This is a genomic window from Clostridium sp. CM039, from assembly GCF_055081075.1.
In genome coordinates this window covers 2,957,501-2,976,325 of sequence record NZ_CM143649.1, presented here as the reverse complement: position 1 = coordinate 2,976,325, position 18,825 = coordinate 2,957,501, and the positions used below count along the sequence as shown (strand labels likewise).

Here is an 18,825-nt window from a genome sequence, read left to right as displayed (position 1 = left end):
GGGTTAGGAAAAACATACGTTTGAGCTACAGCGAGTTTATGATTTTCACCAGATTAATGAAAAATAAAATTAGTAGTTCTTAACGAAGTAAATGCATAATCGCAATATATACTTTTTTATTTTTTTAAATTTATAGCTTGCTCTAAAACTTTACTTTCTTCCTGAGATAGCTCATACCTAGATATTCCTTTATCTATTGGTTTAGCATAAGTAGTACTCTCATTTCTACCATAGATACTTGTTAATATAGCACCATTACCATTCCCATCAATCAATGTTATAGAGAAACTTAAATCACTTCCCATATCATCAAATGCTTTATATCTTATCATTGAAGTTTTTTGCACACAAGTTTTCAGTTCCCCATTTATCTGTTCATACCTTTGTTTTATAACTTCATTTTCATCTTTAACTTCGTCGATTTTGTCTAAATAAGATATAACCACTTCTTCTAAATTTTTATTATTTACACCTCTCATTAATTTTCTGTATCTTCTCTCTAGTTTATTTAAAAATGCATAGGTTATTATAATTATTACTATTAGCATAAATACAATAATCATAAGAGCTATTATTATATAAATCTGTTCATTCTTTATAAAATTAATGATACTTTTCATTCTGAATTACATCCTCTCTATTAGTTTCACGTGAAACATTATATATTAAAAACCTCTAAAATTCTTTCAAAATCTTCTTCTGAATAATACTCAATTTCTATTTTACCCTTGTTCTTATTCTTAGAATTTATAAGAACTTTAGTACCAAAACGATTTTCTAATCTATTCATTATATCTTTATAATATATATCATTTTCATTTTTTACTACTTTTTGTGGCTTTTCATTTCCAAAGTTTTTTACTAATCTTTCTGTTTCTCTCACGTTGAGATTATCATCTATAACCATTTGAGCAATTTGATACTGAAGCTGTCTATCACTTATACCGAGTATTGCCCTTCCATGTCCCTCGGAAATTACTCCATCTATTATGTAATCTTGAACTCTTTCATCTAAGTTTAATAATCTCATGCAATTTGTTATAGCTGTTCTTGATTTCGAAACCTTTTTACTTATTTCTTCCTGCGTAAGATTAAACTCCGTTAATAGTTTTTTGTAAGCTATAGCTTCCTCAATTGGGTTTAAATCTTCTCTTTGAATGTTTTCTATTAATGATATTTCTAGTACTTCTTTGTTGTTTATATTCATAATGATTGCAGGTATTTCTGCGAGGCCAATACTTTTCGCTGCTCTGAATCTTCTTTCACCTGCTACTACTATATATACATCATCTTCTTTATTCAAAATAATAGGTTGAATAACTCCATGTTCTTTTATTGATTGTGCTAATTCAGATATTTTTTCAGGATCAAAGTTTTTCCTTGGCTGATCTTTATTAGCTTTAATCAAATTCATAGATATTTTAAAAACATTGGAACTATCTTCTGTACTTTCTTCTTCAGGTATTAAAGCTCCTAACCCTTTACCTAATCCAAATTTTTTATTCAATATTTAACATCCCCTTTGTCTATTTAAAAATTCATTTGCTAATTTTTCGTACGCTTCTGCTCCCTTGCACTTATCATCATACAACATAATTGGTAATCCAAAACTTGGAGATTCAGCCAGACGGACATTTCTAGGTATTGTTGTTTTATACACTTTATCATTGAAATATTTTTTCACTTCTGATACAACCTCATTACAAAGTTTTGTTCTATTATCATACATACTAAGAATTATACCCTCAATTTCTAATTCTTTATTTAAAGATTTTTTAACTAATTGGATTGTATTTACTAATTGCCCCACACCCTCTAAAGCATAAAATTCACATTGAATAGGTGTAAGCACGCTACTTGCGGCTGTAAGCGCATTTATGGTTAAAATACCCAAAGAAGGTGGACAATCTATAAAAACATAGTCAAATTCACCCTCAATTTCTTTAAGCTTTTCTTTTAGCTTATTTTCACGATTATCTATACTAATCAATTCTACTTCTGCCCCTGCAAGTTCCATTGTAGAAGGTACTAAATACAAATTATTAACTAACTCGCATTCTTTTATAGTATCCCTAATTGAAATATCCGATGTTAATAAATCATATATTGATAAATTTATTTGCTTTTTATCAAATCCTAATCCACTTGTAGTGTTTCCTTGAGGATCAATATCTATTGTTAATATTTTTTTCCCTTGCATAGCTAAATAAGAACATAGGTTTATATTTGTAGTAGTTTTGCCTACTCCTCCCTTTTGATTAAAGATACATATGGTTTTCATGGCTACACTTACCCTTCATAATATTATTTGTGTTTCTATAGTTTATAAATTGTATAAACCCCAATAACTTACAATTTATATAGGTTACAGGTAATATAAACTATACTTTATAATTCATAACTTATACTTTAATTTTTCTATATAGTTCATTATATATTTATGTTAAATATTTTAATAGTACTTTTTTGAATTTTCCAAAAAAACATTAAAAAAACAGAATGTTTCACGTGAAACATTCTGTTTTTAATGTCTATTTTTTAGGTATTCTTATTGTCACTTCTATACTATCTTCTAATTCTTTAGACTTGTATTCTGCATTTATTCCATACTTATCAAAAACTTGTTTTATAGTATTTATATATACTCTAGGCGCGAAAATTCCTTTGATTCTTTTCTTACCACTAACAATCACTCCATCTCTGCATAACTTCAATAGTTCTTTTTCAATAAGTTCTTCTGTATTTTTAACATTAAGCGATTTATCAACAATTATTTTAAGTACTTTCTTTTGAATATTTATATCAGTTAATCTTAACAAAGCTCTAGCATGTCTTTCAGTAAGCTTATTTTCTACTAAGATACTTGTTATTTGATTATCCAATTTTAGTAATCTTAATTTGTTTGCAATAGTTGATTGTTTTTTCCCTATCATTTGTGCTAACTGTTCTTGTGTGTAAGAATGATCTTGAATAAGATTATGATAAGCTATAGCTTCTTCTAAAAAATTTAGATCTTCTCTTTGCAAATTTTCTAATAACGCAATTGCTGCGGAATCTTTATCTGTAATATCTATAATAATTACTGGGACTTGTTCAAGCCCTATTTTTTTTGCTGCTCTTAGTCTTCTTTCTCCCGCTACTAGTTCATATCCGTTTTCCCCAATTTTTCTAACTGTTAGCGGTTGGATTATTCCATAAGCCTTTATTGACTGTGATAGTTCTTCAATAGTTTCTTCATTAAAATGCTTTCTAGGCTGATAAACATTTGGAGAAATTAATTCTATAGATACGTGATTTACATTATTTTTCATAATATACCATCCCTCAATTTTTCCTTTTTTTTACCTTTTATTAACAATTCTCCATTTTTATCTTATTTCCTTCTTCTTTTTTATTCTTTCGTACGACAAATTATAACATTACTTATCCCCTGTTTGGTGCAATCATCACTTGTGGTGCTGTCGTTAAATCATCTCCTGCGGAGCTGCATATTAACGACTTCAGAAGTAGATTTATACTCCCACTGAAGTTTTCTATTTGTTAGGGCAAGTAACTCCTACTTATAGTAGGTACTCCCACTTATAGAAATAGGAGACCTTCCTTCTGAAATGTCGTTAAAATAAAGGCTCTTTAGTAACCATCCCTGCTTTTCTAGGATATTTCCTATGTGTTTGCGATATTTTACTTATTATTACCAGGTTATGATTTAAATCACTATCTTCAATTTGTACCTTTTCTATATGTTCGATTCGTCCACCCAGCATCCTAATTGCATTTTTAGATTGCTTAATTTCCTCTTCAACTGCAGGCCCCTTCATTGCAACAAAATATCCTCCAACCTTTACATAAGGTATACAATATTCACTCAAGACTGTTAAATTAGCAACTGCCCTTGATACTGCAACATCAAACTTTTCTCTATATTGTATTTCTTGTGCAAAATCTTCTGCTCTACCGTGAATAGCTTTAATATTTTCTAGTTGAAGAGAATTAATTACTTCATTTAAAAATTTAACTCTCTTATTCAGTGAATCTAATAAAACTATATTTACTTCAGGCTTTATTATTTTCATAGGAATACCTGGAAACCCTCCTCCAGTACCTATATCTATAACATTCTTTGCATTCTTTAACTGATCAAACTTAAAAACCTTCATAGAATCAATAAAGTGCTTCTTTACTATTTCTTCATCTTCTTTTATAGCAGTCAAATTTACTTTTTCATTCCATTCCTTTATAAGGTCTTTATATTTCATAAATTGCTCGTATTTTTTTTCGCTAAATTCAAGTCCTTCGTTACTGCTAGCCTTATTTAATATATCAAAGTATTTCATATTTCAACTCCATGTTTTTTTATTGTTGGTTAATGTTAAGTCTTTTCTGTCGCTCAAGATATATCATTAGAACAGACATATCCGCAGGCGAGACACCTGATATTCTAGAAGCTTGACCTATACTTTCTGGTTTTATTTTACCTAGTTTTTGCATAGCTTCTATCCTTAGTCCCTTTATATTGTCATACTTTATATCTTTTGATATGATTTTGTTTTCAAACTTTTTAAATTGCTTAATTTGATCTAATTGTTTCTGGATATACCCTTCATATTTTGAAACAATATTAACTTGCTGCTGTATATATTTATTTAATTTAGGTCTATCTGCATCCAGTCTTTCAACTATATAGTAATCAAGTTCAGGTCTTTTTATAAGTTCGTATAAACTAATAGGCTTTTTCAGTGGAGTAGAATTACAAGAAATTAAAAATTCCTCAATTTCTTTTTTATTTGTGATCTGCAAATGTTTTATTCTCTCAATTTCCTCTTCAATTTGCATCTTCTTTTTCTTAAATATTTCATATCTATCTTCTTTAACAAGGCCTACTCCATACCCTATTTCAGTTAACCTTAAATCAGCGTTGTCTTGCCTTAGCAACAATCTATACTCTGCTCTTGAGGTCATCATCCTATATGGTTCATTAGTGCCTTTAGTAACTAAATCGTCAATTAAAACCCCTATATATCCATCAGATCTTTTTAATATTAATGGATCCTTATTTTGAATAGTAAGTGCAGCATTAATCCCTGCAATAATCCCCTGCGAAGCAGCTTCTTCATATCCTGAGCTACCATTTATTTGACCCGCTGAGAATAAACCTTGAATATTTTTAAATTCTAGTGAAAGTTTTAACTCGGTTGAATCTATACAGTCATATTCTATGGCATAAGCCGTTCTCATAATTTCTACATTTTCAAGTCCAGGTACTGTTTTTAGCATTTCCACCTGAATTTCCTCAGGAAGTGAGCTAGACATACCTTGAACATACATTTCCTGCGTATTCTCACCTTCAGGTTCTATGAATATTTGGTGCCTTTCTTTATCTGTAAATCTCATTACTTTATCTTCGATAGACGGACAATATCTAGGCCCAGTACTCTTAATTGATCCATTATATAGCGGTGATCTATGAATGTTTTTTCTAATTACATTATGAGTATTTTCATTTGTATAAGTTAAATAGCAACATAGCTGATTTCTACTAATATCTTCGCTAATAAATGAAAATGGAACTACCTCTTCATCCCCAACTTGCTCATCCATTTTAGAAAAGTCTACTGACCGTTTGTTTATTCTAGCTGGAGTTCCTGTTTTAAATCTTCTTAAAGTTATACACATATCATCTAAAGATTTAGAAAGTTCATTAGCTGGAAGTAATCCACTAGGTCCTTCATTATAAGAACAATCTCCGATAATAACCTTTGATTTTAAATAAGTTCCAGAAGCTATAATAACAGCCTTAGTAGTAAAATATGCGCCATTTTTCGTGCATACACCCTTTATTTTCCCTTTTGGTGCATCTATAGATACTACTTCTAATTGTTTTAATTGCAAATTTTCTTGATTTTCTATTACATGTTTCATCCTTTGTCCATATGCTTTTTTATCCGCTTGAGCTCTTAACGAGAATACAGCTGGTCCTTTTGATTTGTTTAGCATTCTTGATTGTATATATGTATTATCAATATTTATTCCCATTTCACCACCAAGAGCATCTATTTCCCTTACTAAATGCCCTTTAGCCGTTCCACCGATATTGGGGTTACATGGCATCAAAGCCACACTATCTAAATTTATAGCACAAATTAAAGTCTTGCACCCTATTCTTGCAGCTGCAAGTGCTGCTTCGCAACCTGCATGACCAGCTCCAATAACTATAACATCATAATTTCCTGCATCATATTTCATATTTATCCCTACTTTCCTAAACAAAATTCTGAGAATATCTTATGTATAATATCTTCTTCTAAAATCTCTCCTGTAATCTCACCTAAACTTATCCATGCATTTCGTATATCAATTGATGCTAAATCTATAGCTAATGTATATTCTAGTGCATTTAATGAAGATTCTAAGTTTTCCTTTGCTCTTATTAAAGATTCCTTATGTCTATTATTTGTAACAAATATTCCTTCAGTTTTAATCTCACCCTTAAAGAATAAATCTTTTATATATTCTTTAACATGATTTAATCCTTCACCTGTTTTTACTGAAACATTAGTTATGTACTTTGATTTTAGACTTTGTAATTCTTCTATCTCTATTTTACCACCTAAATCGCTTTTGTTTAATAGTACAATGTATTTTTTGTTTTTAATATATTTAATAATTTCTCTATCTTCATGACTTAATTTCTTACTTGAATCTAATATTAAGATAACTAAATCCGCCTCATCAATTTTTTCCTTTGATTTTTCTACTCCAATTTTCTCAACTATATCTTCAGTTTCGCGAATTCCTGCAGTATCTACTATTTTAACTGGTATACCTTCAATGTTTATATACTCTTCTATTGCATCCCTTGTAGTACCGGGTACATCTGTAACAATAGCTCTTTTTTCTTTAACAAGGGCATTAAGAAGTGATGATTTCCCTACATTTGGCTTCCCAACTATAACAGTGCTTAGGCCTTCTCTTAGAATTTTCCCTTCATCAGCCGTACTTAAAAGTGTATCTATCTCACTAATTATATCAATAACATCTTCATTAACTTTTTCTGCAGTTACTTCTTCAATATCCTCTTCAGGGTAATCAACTGTAACCTCTATACTTGCAATTACACTAAGTAATTTATTTCTTATATTTTTTATTTCCCTGGAAATTGAACCTTCTGATTGCATAAGAGCTGACTTCATACTTAGATCTGTCTTTGCTCTTATTATATCTATAACTGCCTCTGCCTGGCTTAAGTCAATTCTACCATTCAGAAATGCTCTTTTAGTAAATTCACCAGGTTCTGCCATTCTTGCTCCAGCAAGAATAACCTCTTGTAAAATTCTATTAGTTCCAACTACTCCACCATGACAATTTATCTCAATAGTGTCTTCTGCAGTAAAGCTTTTAGGGCCTTTCATATAGGAAATAATAACTTCATCAAGTCTACTACCATTTTTATCAATAATATGTCCATATCTCATAGTATAAGATTTTAAATCATGAAGTTTTCTATTATTTTTGCCTATAAATATACTATTGACTATATCTATCGACATATCACCAGATACTCTAATTATAGATATACCACCTTCTCCTATACTAGTTGCTATTGCAGCTATAGTATCAAATTCTTTCATTAAATATGACCTCCTAATTTTATAATTAATATTAAACTTAGTTTCATAAATTTAAAAAAAAAGCCCTTAGGCTTTCTTCAAATCAACTACAACTCTTCTATAGGGCTCTTCACCTTCACTATAAGTATAAATATATGAATCATTTTGAAGTGTAGAGTGTATTATTCTTCTCTCATAAGGATTCATAGGCTCAAGTTTTAATATTCTACCACTAATCCTTACCTTATAGGCAATTTTTGATGCAAGTCTTTTTAAAGTTTCTTCTCTTTTTGCTCTATAATTTTCAGTATCTAATGTTACTCTTTTATACTCTTCATCATGATTTTTGTTTACAACTAAACTTATAAGATATTGAAGTGAATCTAAAGTCTCGCCTCTATATCCTATTAATAGTCCCATATTAGGTCCGATTAATTCAATCTTTATTTCATTGTTTTCATATTTAAGGTTTACTTCAGCTTTCATACTCATAGACTGCAATACTTCCATTAAAAAAGTTTTAGCTTCATTTAAACTATCTCTTTTAACTGTAACTCTTATTTTAGCAGGTTTTACCCCTATGATATTTAAAAACCCTTTGCTACCTTCATCAAGTGTTTCCACTTTTACTTTATCTCTTGTAACTTTTAACTGCATCAATGCATTATTAATTGCATCTTCTACATTTTTACCCATAATTTCTATATTATTCATACCACACTTCACCCGCCTTTCTAAATATCAAAATTAGGCACTTGTGTTAAATCATCATCTTCGATGCTGTAACATTAACGACTTCAGAAGGAAATTTAGACTCCCACCTATAAAATTGGGAGGCTATCATTTTAAAAGTCGTTAACTTTCTTTTTTTGGAAGTTCCATTTTATTTATAACTAAAGTTTGAACAACTTGTAATAAGTTATTTATTACCCAATATAATACTAATGCACCTTTAAATTTAAGACTCATAAATCCCATAAAAATAGCCATTGCTGTATTCATTGTTGAAGTCTGTTTAGATTTAGCAGCGTCTCCTGGTGGTTGCATAAGTTTTGATGAAAAGTATGTTGTAACGGTAGACAATATTGGTAATATATATAGAGGGTCAGGTTTTGTTAAATCATTCATCCATAAGAACCCAGCACCCTGCATATCTAAGTTGTTAAACACATAAAACAAAGCAAATAAAATAGGCATTTGAACAAGCATTGGTAAACATCCACCCATTGGATTTACTCCATTTTCTTTATATAGCTTCATTACTTCTTGCTGAGATTTTTGTGGATCTTTTTTATATTTTTCTTGAACTTTCTTCATTTCTGGCTGAATTGCACCCATTTTAGCAGTTGATTTAGTTTGTTTAATACTTAATGGCAATAATATTACTCTTATTATAACTGTAAATATAATTATTGTTAATCCAAATGATATATCATTATTTGGTATAAGCGTATTCACTCCATTATGTATCAAGAAAAAGAACTTTGAAAGTGGATCACTTAAAAACTGTAATTTCAAATACAAAACCTCCCAAGTGGTTATTTAACTGGATCAAAGCCGCCCTTATTATAAGGATGACATCTAAGTATTCTCTTTATTCCCATAATAGATCCTTTTATTGCTCCGTGTTTTTCAATAGCTTCTAAAGTATACTGAGAACATGTAGGGTAAAATATACAACAAGGCCTCTTAAACGGTGATATATATTTTCTATAACATTTAATTCCCAGTATAAGTATTTTTTTCATTATTAATTAAACCAGCTTTCTTAAGTAGTTTAGTCAAAGCACTCTCTATTTCTTTATAATTTTTAGAGTTAGAAGGGTTCCTTGCAATAAACACTAAATCATATCCTGTTTTTAATCCTACATTATTAAGCCTATAGTTTTCGCTTATTAATCTTTTAACTCTACCGCGAATTACACTGTTTCCTACCTTTTTACTAACGGATATTCCACATCTATTAATATCTTTACCATTTCTATAAATATATAATACTAATAATTGGTTAGAAAAAGATTTTCCTCTTCTATATACTGTTCTAAATTCAGTATTCTTTCTAATTCTATATTTCTTAACATTAATATTAATATTAGCCGCCCTCTTTTCCGCAAATTGCAGAAAAAGGCCACATTAGCGGCCTTTATGCTGTCAATTTTTTTCTACCTTTTTGTCTTCTTTTTTGAAGAATGTTTCTGCCAGAAGCGGTTTTCATTCTCTTTCTAAATCCGTGTTCTTTTTTTCTTTGTCTTTTCTTAGGTTGGTAAGTCATGAACATATCTACTACACCTCCTTCTTTAAACCATACATTATAGCAATCATCTTACAATCGCATTTTTACAGTTTTACTATTAGATTATATAGTCACATCATCTTAATGTCAAGATAAGCATTTTTATTACTATTGTTAATATTTTTTATATTTATATGTTTTTTTGTGGATAACTTCTTGAACACCTTGTTATTTTTTGATATTATATAAGAAAGAACTGTGAATAACCTGTTTATTGATAAAGTTATTCACAACTTGTGGACAAAACTGTTAATAACTACTACAATATTGTATTAAACTTCTTTTGCTTATCTATTTTTAGCTATATAAGCAGATTTATTTCTTAATTTAATATGTTAATAGTTTTTTTTTGTATTGTTAACAATTTAAGTCCTGTTAAAAATATAAGCATAGTTATTAACATGTGTATATTTTTAATGCTATTTATCAACAACCTACAATGTATTAATTTATTGCTTATAACTTTGTTTATAATGTTGTTTATATATTGTTTGTTTTTACATAAAATTTTTTTATTTGAACTGGAGGGTAGGAAATGAGCACCCAAATTAAAGATATCTGGGAAAAAACTTTAAGTATAATAAAAGGTGAACTTACAGAGGTGAGTTTTAATACTTGGATTAAAAGTATAGAACCTATGGCCTTAGATAATAATACTTTTAAATTAGGTGTTCCTAATAATTTTACCAAAGACATTCTTGAAAATAGATATAAGGATTTAATAATGAATGCTGTTAAATTGATTACTTCTAAAACATATAAAATAGAATTCTTTATATTATCTGAGGACGTAGCCGAAATTGAAACACCTAAAGCGAAACGAGAAGCTAATAGGAATAATATAATATTTAATGATGAAATGTCTGCAACACTAAACCCAAAATATACCTTTGATTCTTATGTAATTGGCAATAGTAATCGATTTGCTCACGCTGCATCACTTGCTGTAGCTGAATCCCCTGCGAAAGCTTATAATCCACTATTTATTTATGGAGGGGTTGGTCTTGGAAAAACGCATTTAATGCATGCTATTGGTCATTATATATTAGCAAACAACCCAAAGTCTAAGGTTGTTTACGTTTCTTCTGAAAAGTTTACAAACGAACTTATCAATTCTATTAAAGACGACAAAAACGTAGAATTTAGAAACAAGTACAGAAATGTGGACGTACTTCTAATTGATGATATTCAATTTATTGCAGGTAAAGAACGTACGCAAGAAGAGTTCTTCCATACATTTAATGATCTTCATGAAGCAAATAAGCAAATTATTTTATCTAGTGATAGACCACCTAAAGAAATACCTACTCTAGAGGATAGATTGAGGTCTAGATTTGAATGGGGTCTTATAGCTGATATACAACCACCGGATTTTGAAACTAGAATAGCTATTTTGAAGAAAAAAGCAGATATAGAGAATTTAAATATTCCAAACGAAGTATTGGTGTATATTGCTACTAAAATAAAATCTAACATAAGAGAGCTAGAAGGCGCTCTTATTCGAATTGTAGCTTTTTCTTCACTAACTAATAAAGAAATTGGTATAGATTTGGCATCAGAAGCACTTAAAGATATTATTTCTAGTAGAAATTCAAAACAAGTAACTATTGAGCTAATACAAGATATAGTTTCTAGCTATTTCAATTTAAAAATTGAGGATTTTAAATCTTCGAGGCGAACTAGGAACATAACATTTCCTAGACAAATCGCAATGTATTTGTGCAGAAAGCTTACTGATATGTCTCTCCCTAAAATAGGTGAAGAATTTGGAGGTAGGGATCATACAACTGTAATCCACGCATGTGAGAAAATATCTAATGGTCTTAAAGAAGATGAAAATTTACAAGATAACATAGCAGAACTAACTAAAAAAATAAGTCAAAAATAGTATAATCCCGATATTAACAGGTGTTGATACTATATATATATAATCCTGTGTATAAAATAATACATAAAACGTAGCTGTTGATATTGTGGATAACTGTGATTTTTTTTTGCATACTTATCCACAATCATTTCTACCTAGCATTGTTGCAGCTTATAGTCTAAGATAGGTTCTTAACATATCAACAGCCCCTACTACTATTACTACTAATAATTTATTATTATCTTACCTATCTTTAATAAATTTCCCATGTGGATAAGGAGGTCTTTATTATATGAAATTTATATGTGAAAAAAGTATATTACAAGAAGCAATTTCAAACGTTCAAAAAGCTATTACAGGAAAATCAACTTTACCCGTATTACAAGGTATATTAATAACTGCTAAGAACGGAGAAGTAACTCTTATAGGATCTGATGTTGATTTAAGCATTGAGGCCAAAATTAATGCAGAGGTTATGGAAGATGGAAGTGTAGTTTTAGATTCTAAGCTTTTTGGTGAAATCATAAGAAAATTACCCAATAGTGCAATAGAGATAGCAACAGATGAAAATAACTCTATTAAAATCGTTTGCCAAAAATCATATGCAACTATAATACATATGAATAGTGATGATTATCCCAATTTACCAAATATAATAGAGAACATGATCTTTTCAATTTCTCAGAAAGTATTAAAAAACATGATGAAAGGTACTATTTTTGCAGTTGCGCAAGATGAGACTAGACCAATTCTTACAGGAGTCTTATTTGAAATAAAAGATAAAAACCTTAATCTTGTAGCTTTAGATGGTTATAGGGTTGCATTTAGAAGTGAACCAGTAGATAACGATTTTAATATAAATGCTGTAATTCCAGGTAAGACATTAAGTGAAGTATCAAAAATACTAGAAGAAACAGATGAGAACGTTAATATAACATTCACACCAAATCATATTTTATTTAATATTGGAAAAACGAAGGTTATATCAAGGTTACTCGAAGGTGAATTCATAAAATATAGCTCAATAATACCTGAGGAATATAATCTAAAAATTACAGCTAAAAGACATGAATTATTAAGCTGTATAGAACGGGCTTCTCTTATGGCAAAAGAGGGAAATACCAATTTAGTTAAATTCAACATAGAAGAAGATAACATGATAATCACTTCTAATTCTCAATTGGGAAAGGCCAGAGAAGAAATAAATATAATTTTGCAAGGTGAGTCTCTTCAAATTGCATTTAACTCAAAATACCTAATAGAACTTCTAAAAATAATGGAAGAAGAAGAGATAATTATGGAGTTTTCTAGTGGAGTTAATCCTTGTGTTGTAAAAAACAAAGAAAAAAATAATTGTACGTATATGGTATTGCCGGTAAGAATAAGAGCTAATAATTAATTTAAAATATATTTTTAATAATATTTGGAAAAGAAGGTTTTGAAATGAATGAAATAAAAATAGAAACAGATATAATAAAATTAGATTCTTTTCTAAAATGGGCTGGGATAGCTTGTTTAGGTTCAGAAGCAAAATTTTATATCAAAAATGAGGATATTAAAGTCAATGGAGAAATAGAAACTCAAAGAGGTAAGAAATTATCTAAAGGCGATATAATTGAGTTTAACAGCGAAACTTATAAAATAATTTAAATTATATGAATGCACCGGAAAATTTTAAAATAATCTCCGGTGCACAATTTATGTCTATAATAATAAAATTTATAAGAAGTTATTTATATATATAAAATAATAAACTTATATATATATGTTATAATCATAATAGGTGATTGTATGCATATAAAATATTTACAACTTGAAAATTTCAGGAATTATAATAAATTATTTATAGAATTAAATAAAGGTACTAACGTATTTGTAGGGGATAATGCACAAGGAAAAACAAATATTTTGGAAGCTATTTATTATTGTAGTTTAGCTAAGTCTCACAGAACCAATAGGGATAAGGAATTGATAAATTGGAACGGCACAGAAGCATATATAAAGCTTTATGTGTGTAAAACTAGATTAGATAAAAAAATAGAAATAAAGATTTTTAAAGAAGGTAGAAAAGGAGTTAATATAAATTCTATAAAAGTTCAAAAACTCTCCGAGTTAGTAGGAAGTTTCAATGTGATTATGTTTTCACCCGAAGATTTAAATATTGTTAAAGAATCTGCATCATACAGGAGAAAATTCTTAGATATAGAGCTTTGTAAGTTAAGCCGTCGTTACTACTATAGTTTATCGCAATATAAAAAAGTTTTGAATGAGAGAAACTTGACTATAAAAAAATGGAATACAAATAGTGATATTATAGATGTATATGATAAGCAACTTAGTGAATTCGGTGCAATTATAATAAAAGATAGAATAACTTATATAGAGAAATTAAACAAAATATCAAAAACAATACATAGCAATATAACATCCAAAAGTGAAGTAATAGATATTAAATATCTAACGCCTATTAAGGAGTTAGATAATATACGAGAAAATTTTTACTTGCTTTTATGTAAAAATAGGAAAAGAGATATAGAAACTAAAACTACATCAATAGGCCCACATAGGGATGATTTTTCCATAGACCTTAATGGTATCAATGCTAGAATATTTGGATCCCAAGGTCAACAGAGAACTTCAGTTTTAACAATTAAGTTTGGAGCTCTAGCGATAATAAAAGAACTAACTGGAGAATACCCAGTATTATTACTTGATGATGTTTTGTCTGAATTAGATACAAAAAGGCAAGAATATATATTAAAATCTATAAAAGAAGTTCAAACATTAATTACATGCAACGGAATTAATGATATAAGAAAATATTTAAACTCAGGAAGTAAGATATTTGAAGTTATGTCAGGCGAAGTAAAAGTAATGACATAGATTCAAATAAAGTAGAATGTATTATCAAGGAGGATATTATATGTTTTTACATTTAGGGGAAAATGTAGTAGTGCCTATAAAAGACATTATAGGTATATTTGACATGGAAACTACTATGTATAGCTCGGACACTATCCAATTTTTAAGAATGGCCGAAGAAGATGGTTTTGTAGAGCGGATAACAAAAAATATTGCTAAATCTTTTGTAATTGCAGAGGTAGATAAAAAAAGTAAAATATATATATCACCAATATCATCTTCAACTTTATGCAAAAGAACAGAAACTGTATATTATGCGCTTTAGAGTAAGTTAGGAGGATATACATGGAAAATAATAATATTTATGACGAAAGTCAAATACAAGTACTTGAAGGATTAGAAGCAGTAAGAAAAAGACCTGGTATGTATATAGGTAGCACTAGCATTAGGGGTCTTCATCACTTAGTTTATGAAATTGTAGATAATAGTATTGACGAGGCCTTAGCAGGCTTTTGTAAGAATATTAATGTAATTATACACAAAGACAACTCTATAACTGTTATAGATGACGGTCGTGGTATGCCCGTAGGAATGCATCATAAAATGAAAATACCTACTGTAGAAGTTATAATGACTGTACTACATGCAGGTGGTAAATTTGGTGGTGGAGCATATAAAGTATCCGGTGGTCTTCATGGTGTTGGTTCATCTGTAGTTAATGCATTGTCTGTGATTTGTGAAGTAGAGGTTAAAGTTGATGGTGATATATGGAAACAAACTTTTTCAAAGGGTAAAACTACTAGTACACTTGTAAATATAGGAACAACGCAGGAACATGGAACAAAAGTGTTCTTTACCCCTGATCCAGAAATTTTTGAAGAAATTGATTTTGATTTTGAAACTTTGTCTCAAAGACTTAGAGAGTTGGCCTTTTTAAATAAAGGTTTAAGAATAACCCTTGAAGATGAACGAGAAGAGAAAAAGCAAGATTTCTTGTATGAGGGAGGAATAAAATCTTTTGTAGATTATTTGAATAGAAATAAAGGAACAATTCATGAAACCATATACATGGAAGGAAATAAGGATGATTATGTTGTTGAAATAGCATTACAATACAACGATACATATACAGAAAATATATTTTCATTTGCTAACAATATAGATACTGTGGAAGGTGGAACACACCTAGTTGGTTTTAAGTCGGCATTAACAAGAGTAGTAAATGATTATGCTAAAAAATTTGGGTTTTTAAAGGAAAATGATAAAAACCTATCAGGTGAAGATGTAAGGGAAGGTCTTACAGCAGTAATATCTATAAAGCTTACTGATCCTCAATTTGAAGGGCAAACAAAAACTAAACTTGGTAATAGTGAAGTAAGGGGCATAGTTGATAGTATAGTTGGTGAGTCTATCAGTAATGTTCTAGAGGAAGATCCACAACTAGGTAAAAACATAATTGATAAAGCATTAAATGCAGCAAGAGCTCGCGAAGCAGCAAAAAAAGCAAGAGAATTTACAAGACGAAAGTCTGTACTAGAAAGTACTACACTTCCAGGTAAATTATCAGATTGTGCTTCAAAAGATCCTATGGAATGTGAGATATATCTGGTGGAGGGTGATTCAGCGGGTGGTTCAGCAAAACAGGGTAGAGACAGAAGATTCCAAGCTATACTTCCTCTTAAAGGAAAAATAATGAATGTTGAAAAGCAAAGAATTGATAAAATGCTCGCATCTCTAGAGATTAGGGCTATGATAACCGCTTTTGGTGCTGGTATAGGAAAGGATTTTGATGTAAAAAAAATAAGGTACGATCGTATTATTATTATGACAGATGCGGACGTAGATGGAGCACATATTAGAACTTTATTACTAACATTTTTCTATAGATACATGAAAGAATTAGTAGAGCAAGGACACGTATATGTAGCTCAACCTCCACTATATAAAGTTTCTAAAGCCAAAAAAGAGCATTATGTATATACTGACAAGGAATTAAAAGCTTTGCTTTTAGAAATAGGCGGAAAAGATAATAACACCGATATACAAAGATACAAAGGTCTTGGGGAAATGGATGCACACCAACTTTGGGATACGACAATGAACCCTGAAGAGCGTATACTCCTTCAGGTACAGGTTGAGGATGCAATGGCAGCGGATGAAATATTCACTATTCTTATGGGCGATAAAGTAGAACCTCGTAGAGAGTTTATACAAGAAAATGCTAAAGGTGTGCTTAACTTAGATATATAGCTTGATAATGCATTCAAGCAGATCAATCTACTACTACGAAGGTTAATCCATTAAGGTAATTACCGTCACCCATGGAGTATGATGAAATTGCTTTCTAGAGTGGCATTAAAATATTTTGTTTAAAGAGGTGTAACATGATTAATAATCAGGGAAAAATTTTACCTATTGATATAAGACGTGAAATGAAAAAATCTTATATAGATTACGCTATGAGTGTTATTGTAAGCCGTGCGCTTCCAGATGTACGAGATGGGCTTAAACCTGTCCATAGAAGAATATTATTCTCTATGCATGAATTAGGATTAACACCAGAGAAAGGATACAGAAAATGTGCCAGAATTGTAGGGGATGTTTTAGGTAAATATCACCCACATGGGGATACTGCAGTGTATGGTGCATTAGTTAGAATGGCTCAAGATTTTTCACAAAGATGTACGTTGGTAGATGGGCATGGAAATTTTGGGTCTGTAGACGGTGATTCAGCGGCGGCAATGAGATATACAGAAGCTAAAATGAGCAAAATTACAACGCAAATGCTTAGAGATATTAATAAAGAGACAGTAGATTTCATTCCTAATTTTGATGGAGAAGAAAAGGAACCATCAGTGCTACCATCAAGATTTCCTAATCTTTTAGTTAATGGATCAACAGGAATTGCTGTAGGGATGGCAACCAATATACCTCCACATAACCTAATAGAAGTTATAGACGGAGTACTTATGGTTATTGATGAACCAGAAGTTGCTATAAGTGAATTAATGACAAAAATAAAAGGTCCAGATTTTCCTACGGGAGGAATTATCCTAGGAAGAGCAGGAATAAAAAGTGCCTATGAAACAGGAAGAGGAAGAATCCTCGTAAGGGCTAAAACTGATATTGAAGAGAACAAAGGCAGAAATACGATAATAGTAACAGAATTACCTTATCAAGTTAATAAAGCAAAACTTATAGAAGGTATTGCAGATTTAGTAAAAGATAAGAAGATAGATGGAATATCAGATTTAAGAGATGAATCAGATAGAGAAGGTATGAGAATTGTTATAGAACTAAAAAGAGATGCAAACCCTAATATAGTATTAAATAGGCTATTTAAACATACGAGGATGCAAGATACTTTTGGGGTTATAATGATAGCACTTGTAAATGGTGAGCCTCAAACTTTAAATTTAAAACAAGTTTTAGTTCATTATTTAGACCATCAAAAAGATGTAATAAGAAGAAGGACTCAATTTGATCTTGATAAAGCATTAGCTAGAGCTCATATTTTAGAAGGTATGAAAATTGCGCTAGACCATATTGATGAAGTAATTCGTTTAATAAGATCATCTAAAAATATTAGTGAAGCTAAAGAAAGTTTAATTAATGCTTTTGATTTATCAGAAAAACAAGCAACTGCTATTGTTGAAATGAGACTTGGGAGACTTACAGGTCTTGAAAGAGATAAAATAGAAGCTGAGTATAACGAAATAATGAAGACAGTTAATTATTTAAAAGGAATCTTAGCAGATGAGATAGTATTATTGAACATAATTAAAGACGAACTTATAGAAGTTAGAAATAAATATGGTGATACTAGAAGATCGTCAATAGAAAAAAACCCATACAGTATAGATGAGGAAGATTTAATTCAAGAGCAAGATATTGTAATAACGCTAACTCATGCAGGGTATATAAAGAGGCTTCCAGCTGATACTTATAGTGCTCAAAAAAGAGGGGGTAGGGGGATACAAGGTGTTACTACAAAAGAAGATGATTTTGTGGAACATATTTTTACAACTACCACTCATAATAATATTTTATTCTTCACAAACAAAGGAAAATCATTTAAATTAAAAGCATATGAGATTCCAGAAGGTGGAAGAACAGCTAAGGGAACAAACTTGATAAATATTATACCTTTAGATAGCGATGAAAAGATTCAAGCAGTTATATGTCTTAAGGAATTC

Annotated in this window: 19 protein-coding genes (1 of these 19 running past the window's edge); 7 read left to right on the top strand and 12 right to left on the bottom strand. The window is 30.0% G+C overall.

Annotated features, from left to right (window positions below):
* Positions 1–116: 116 nt before the first annotated feature.
* From ACWJJ2_RS13785 to rpmH, 12 genes are all read right to left on the bottom strand, one after another.
* Complete coding sequence (locus ACWJJ2_RS13785; RefSeq protein WP_216302176.1) at positions 117–620, bottom strand: DUF4446 family protein; 504 nt, start codon at positions 618–620, stop codon at positions 117–119.
* Positions 621–658: 38 nt separating this feature from the next.
* Positions 659–1,507 carry a ParB/RepB/Spo0J family partition protein gene (locus tag ACWJJ2_RS13780; protein ID WP_216302177.1) on the bottom strand — a complete coding sequence of 283 codons (849 nt, stop codon included), beginning with the start codon at positions 1,505–1,507 and terminating at the stop codon, positions 659–661.
* A gap of 3 nt (positions 1,508–1,510) precedes the next feature.
* Positions 1,511–2,281 (bottom strand): ParA family protein, encoded by a 771-nt coding sequence (locus tag ACWJJ2_RS13775; RefSeq protein WP_216302178.1) that lies wholly within the window; start codon positions 2,279–2,281, stop codon positions 1,511–1,513.
* A gap of 250 nt (positions 2,282–2,531) precedes the next feature.
* Positions 2,532–3,311 (bottom strand): nucleoid occlusion protein, encoded by a 780-nt coding sequence (gene noc, locus ACWJJ2_RS13770; protein WP_220286214.1) that lies wholly within the window; start codon positions 3,309–3,311, stop codon positions 2,532–2,534.
* A gap of 303 nt (positions 3,312–3,614) precedes the next feature.
* Positions 3,615–4,334 carry a 16S rRNA (guanine(527)-N(7))-methyltransferase RsmG gene (gene rsmG / locus ACWJJ2_RS13765; RefSeq protein ID WP_165411844.1) on the bottom strand — a complete coding sequence of 240 codons (720 nt, stop codon included), beginning with the start codon at positions 4,332–4,334 and terminating at the stop codon, positions 3,615–3,617.
* Between the two features lie 19 nt (positions 4,335–4,353).
* Complete coding sequence (gene mnmG / locus ACWJJ2_RS13760; RefSeq protein ID WP_462953404.1) at positions 4,354–6,243, bottom strand: tRNA uridine-5-carboxymethylaminomethyl(34) synthesis enzyme MnmG; 1,890 nt, start codon at positions 6,241–6,243, stop codon at positions 4,354–4,356.
* Between the two features lie 8 nt (positions 6,244–6,251).
* Entirely contained in the window at positions 6,252–7,628 is a 1,377-nt protein-coding gene (gene mnmE, locus ACWJJ2_RS13755; protein WP_220286212.1) for a tRNA uridine-5-carboxymethylaminomethyl(34) synthesis GTPase MnmE, read from the bottom strand.
* Between the two features lie 66 nt (positions 7,629–7,694).
* Positions 7,695–8,321, bottom strand: coding sequence for an RNA-binding cell elongation regulator Jag/EloR (gene jag, locus ACWJJ2_RS13750; protein ID WP_165411847.1), 627 nt, complete (start codon positions 8,319–8,321; stop codon positions 7,695–7,697).
* Positions 8,322–8,462: 141 nt separating this feature from the next.
* Positions 8,463–9,125, bottom strand: coding sequence for a membrane protein insertase YidC (gene yidC / locus ACWJJ2_RS13745; RefSeq protein ID WP_216302183.1), 663 nt, complete (start codon positions 9,123–9,125; stop codon positions 8,463–8,465).
* Between the two features lie 20 nt (positions 9,126–9,145).
* Positions 9,146–9,355 (bottom strand): membrane protein insertion efficiency factor YidD, encoded by a 210-nt coding sequence (gene yidD / locus ACWJJ2_RS13740; protein WP_216302184.1) that lies wholly within the window; start codon positions 9,353–9,355, stop codon positions 9,146–9,148.
* The gene (gene rnpA, locus ACWJJ2_RS13735) at positions 9,327–9,692 is read right to left on the bottom strand and encodes a ribonuclease P protein component (protein WP_165411863.1); all 366 of its coding nucleotides are present in this window, start codon (positions 9,690–9,692) and stop codon (positions 9,327–9,329) included. Before rnpA ends, yidD begins: the two co-directional genes overlap by 29 nt.
* A 58-nt stretch (positions 9,693–9,750) precedes the next feature.
* The gene (gene rpmH, locus ACWJJ2_RS13730) at positions 9,751–9,885 is read right to left on the bottom strand and encodes a 50S ribosomal protein L34 (protein WP_165411850.1); all 135 of its coding nucleotides are present in this window, start codon (positions 9,883–9,885) and stop codon (positions 9,751–9,753) included.
* Between the two features lie 550 nt (positions 9,886–10,435).
* Here rpmH and dnaA point away from each other — a divergent pair.
* The 7 genes from dnaA to gyrA all read left to right on the top strand — a co-directional run.
* Complete coding sequence (gene dnaA, locus ACWJJ2_RS13725; protein WP_165411851.1) at positions 10,436–11,788, top strand: chromosomal replication initiator protein DnaA; 1,353 nt, start codon at positions 10,436–10,438, stop codon at positions 11,786–11,788.
* 271 nt (positions 11,789–12,059) lie between these two features.
* Positions 12,060–13,166 (top strand): DNA polymerase III subunit beta, encoded by a 1,107-nt coding sequence (dnaN, locus tag ACWJJ2_RS13720; protein WP_216302185.1) that lies wholly within the window; start codon positions 12,060–12,062, stop codon positions 13,164–13,166.
* 44 nt (positions 13,167–13,210) lie between these two features.
* Complete coding sequence (yaaA, locus tag ACWJJ2_RS13715) at positions 13,211–13,417, top strand: S4 domain-containing protein YaaA (protein ID WP_165411853.1); 207 nt, start codon at positions 13,211–13,213, stop codon at positions 13,415–13,417.
* Positions 13,418–13,558: 141 nt separating this feature from the next.
* Entirely contained in the window at positions 13,559–14,650 is a 1,092-nt protein-coding gene (gene recF / locus ACWJJ2_RS13710; protein ID WP_216302186.1) for a DNA replication/repair protein RecF, read from the top strand.
* Positions 14,651–14,690: 40 nt separating this feature from the next.
* Entirely contained in the window at positions 14,691–14,954 is a 264-nt protein-coding gene (remB, locus tag ACWJJ2_RS13705; RefSeq protein WP_165411855.1) for an extracellular matrix regulator RemB, read from the top strand.
* Between the two features lie 20 nt (positions 14,955–14,974).
* Positions 14,975–16,879 carry a DNA topoisomerase (ATP-hydrolyzing) subunit B gene (gene gyrB / locus ACWJJ2_RS13700; RefSeq protein WP_216302188.1) on the top strand — a complete coding sequence of 635 codons (1,905 nt, stop codon included), beginning with the start codon at positions 14,975–14,977 and terminating at the stop codon, positions 16,877–16,879.
* A 137-nt stretch (positions 16,880–17,016) separates the two neighbouring features.
* Positions 17,017–18,825, top strand: the 5' portion of a protein-coding gene (gyrA, locus tag ACWJJ2_RS13695) for a DNA gyrase subunit A (RefSeq protein WP_304518724.1). The gene runs 762 nt beyond the window's last position; the window shows 1,809 of its 2,571 coding nt (coding positions 1–1,809); it begins with the start codon at positions 17,017–17,019; its stop codon lies off the right edge, out of view.

Excerpts from the sequence above, each read along its gene's own strand:
- ACWJJ2_RS13785 (WP_216302176.1), bottom strand. The coding sequence starts at position 620 with ATGAAAAGTATCATTAATTTTATAAAGAATGAACAGATTTATATAATA.
- yidD (WP_216302184.1), bottom strand. The coding sequence starts at position 9,355 with ATGAAAAAAATACTTATACTGGGAATTAAATGTTATAGAAAATATATA.
- rsmG (WP_165411844.1), bottom strand. The coding sequence starts at position 4,334 with ATGAAATACTTTGATATATTAAATAAGGCTAGCAGTAACGAAGGACTT.
- remB (WP_165411855.1), top strand. The coding sequence starts at position 14,691 with ATGTTTTTACATTTAGGGGAAAATGTAGTAGTGCCTATAAAAGACATT.
- recF (WP_216302186.1), top strand. The coding sequence starts at position 13,559 with ATGCATATAAAATATTTACAACTTGAAAATTTCAGGAATTATAATAAA.
- dnaN (WP_216302185.1), top strand. The coding sequence starts at position 12,060 with ATGAAATTTATATGTGAAAAAAGTATATTACAAGAAGCAATTTCAAAC.
- gyrB (WP_216302188.1), top strand. The coding sequence starts at position 14,975 with ATGGAAAATAATAATATTTATGACGAAAGTCAAATACAAGTACTTGAA.
- noc (WP_220286214.1), bottom strand. The coding sequence starts at position 3,311 with ATGAAAAATAATGTAAATCACGTATCTATAGAATTAATTTCTCCAAAT.
- ACWJJ2_RS13775 (WP_216302178.1), bottom strand. The coding sequence starts at position 2,281 with ATGAAAACCATATGTATCTTTAATCAAAAGGGAGGAGTAGGCAAAACT.
- rpmH (WP_165411850.1), bottom strand. The coding sequence starts at position 9,885 with ATGTTCATGACTTACCAACCTAAGAAAAGACAAAGAAAAAAAGAACAC.
- mnmG (WP_462953404.1), bottom strand. The coding sequence starts at position 6,243 with ATGAAATATGATGCAGGAAATTATGATGTTATAGTTATTGGAGCTGGT.
- jag (WP_165411847.1), bottom strand. The coding sequence starts at position 8,321 with ATGAATAATATAGAAATTATGGGTAAAAATGTAGAAGATGCAATTAAT.
- yaaA (WP_165411853.1), top strand. The coding sequence starts at position 13,211 with ATGAATGAAATAAAAATAGAAACAGATATAATAAAATTAGATTCTTTT.
- dnaA (WP_165411851.1), top strand. The coding sequence starts at position 10,436 with ATGAGCACCCAAATTAAAGATATCTGGGAAAAAACTTTAAGTATAATA.
- mnmE (WP_220286212.1), bottom strand. The coding sequence starts at position 7,628 with ATGAAAGAATTTGATACTATAGCTGCAATAGCAACTAGTATAGGAGAA.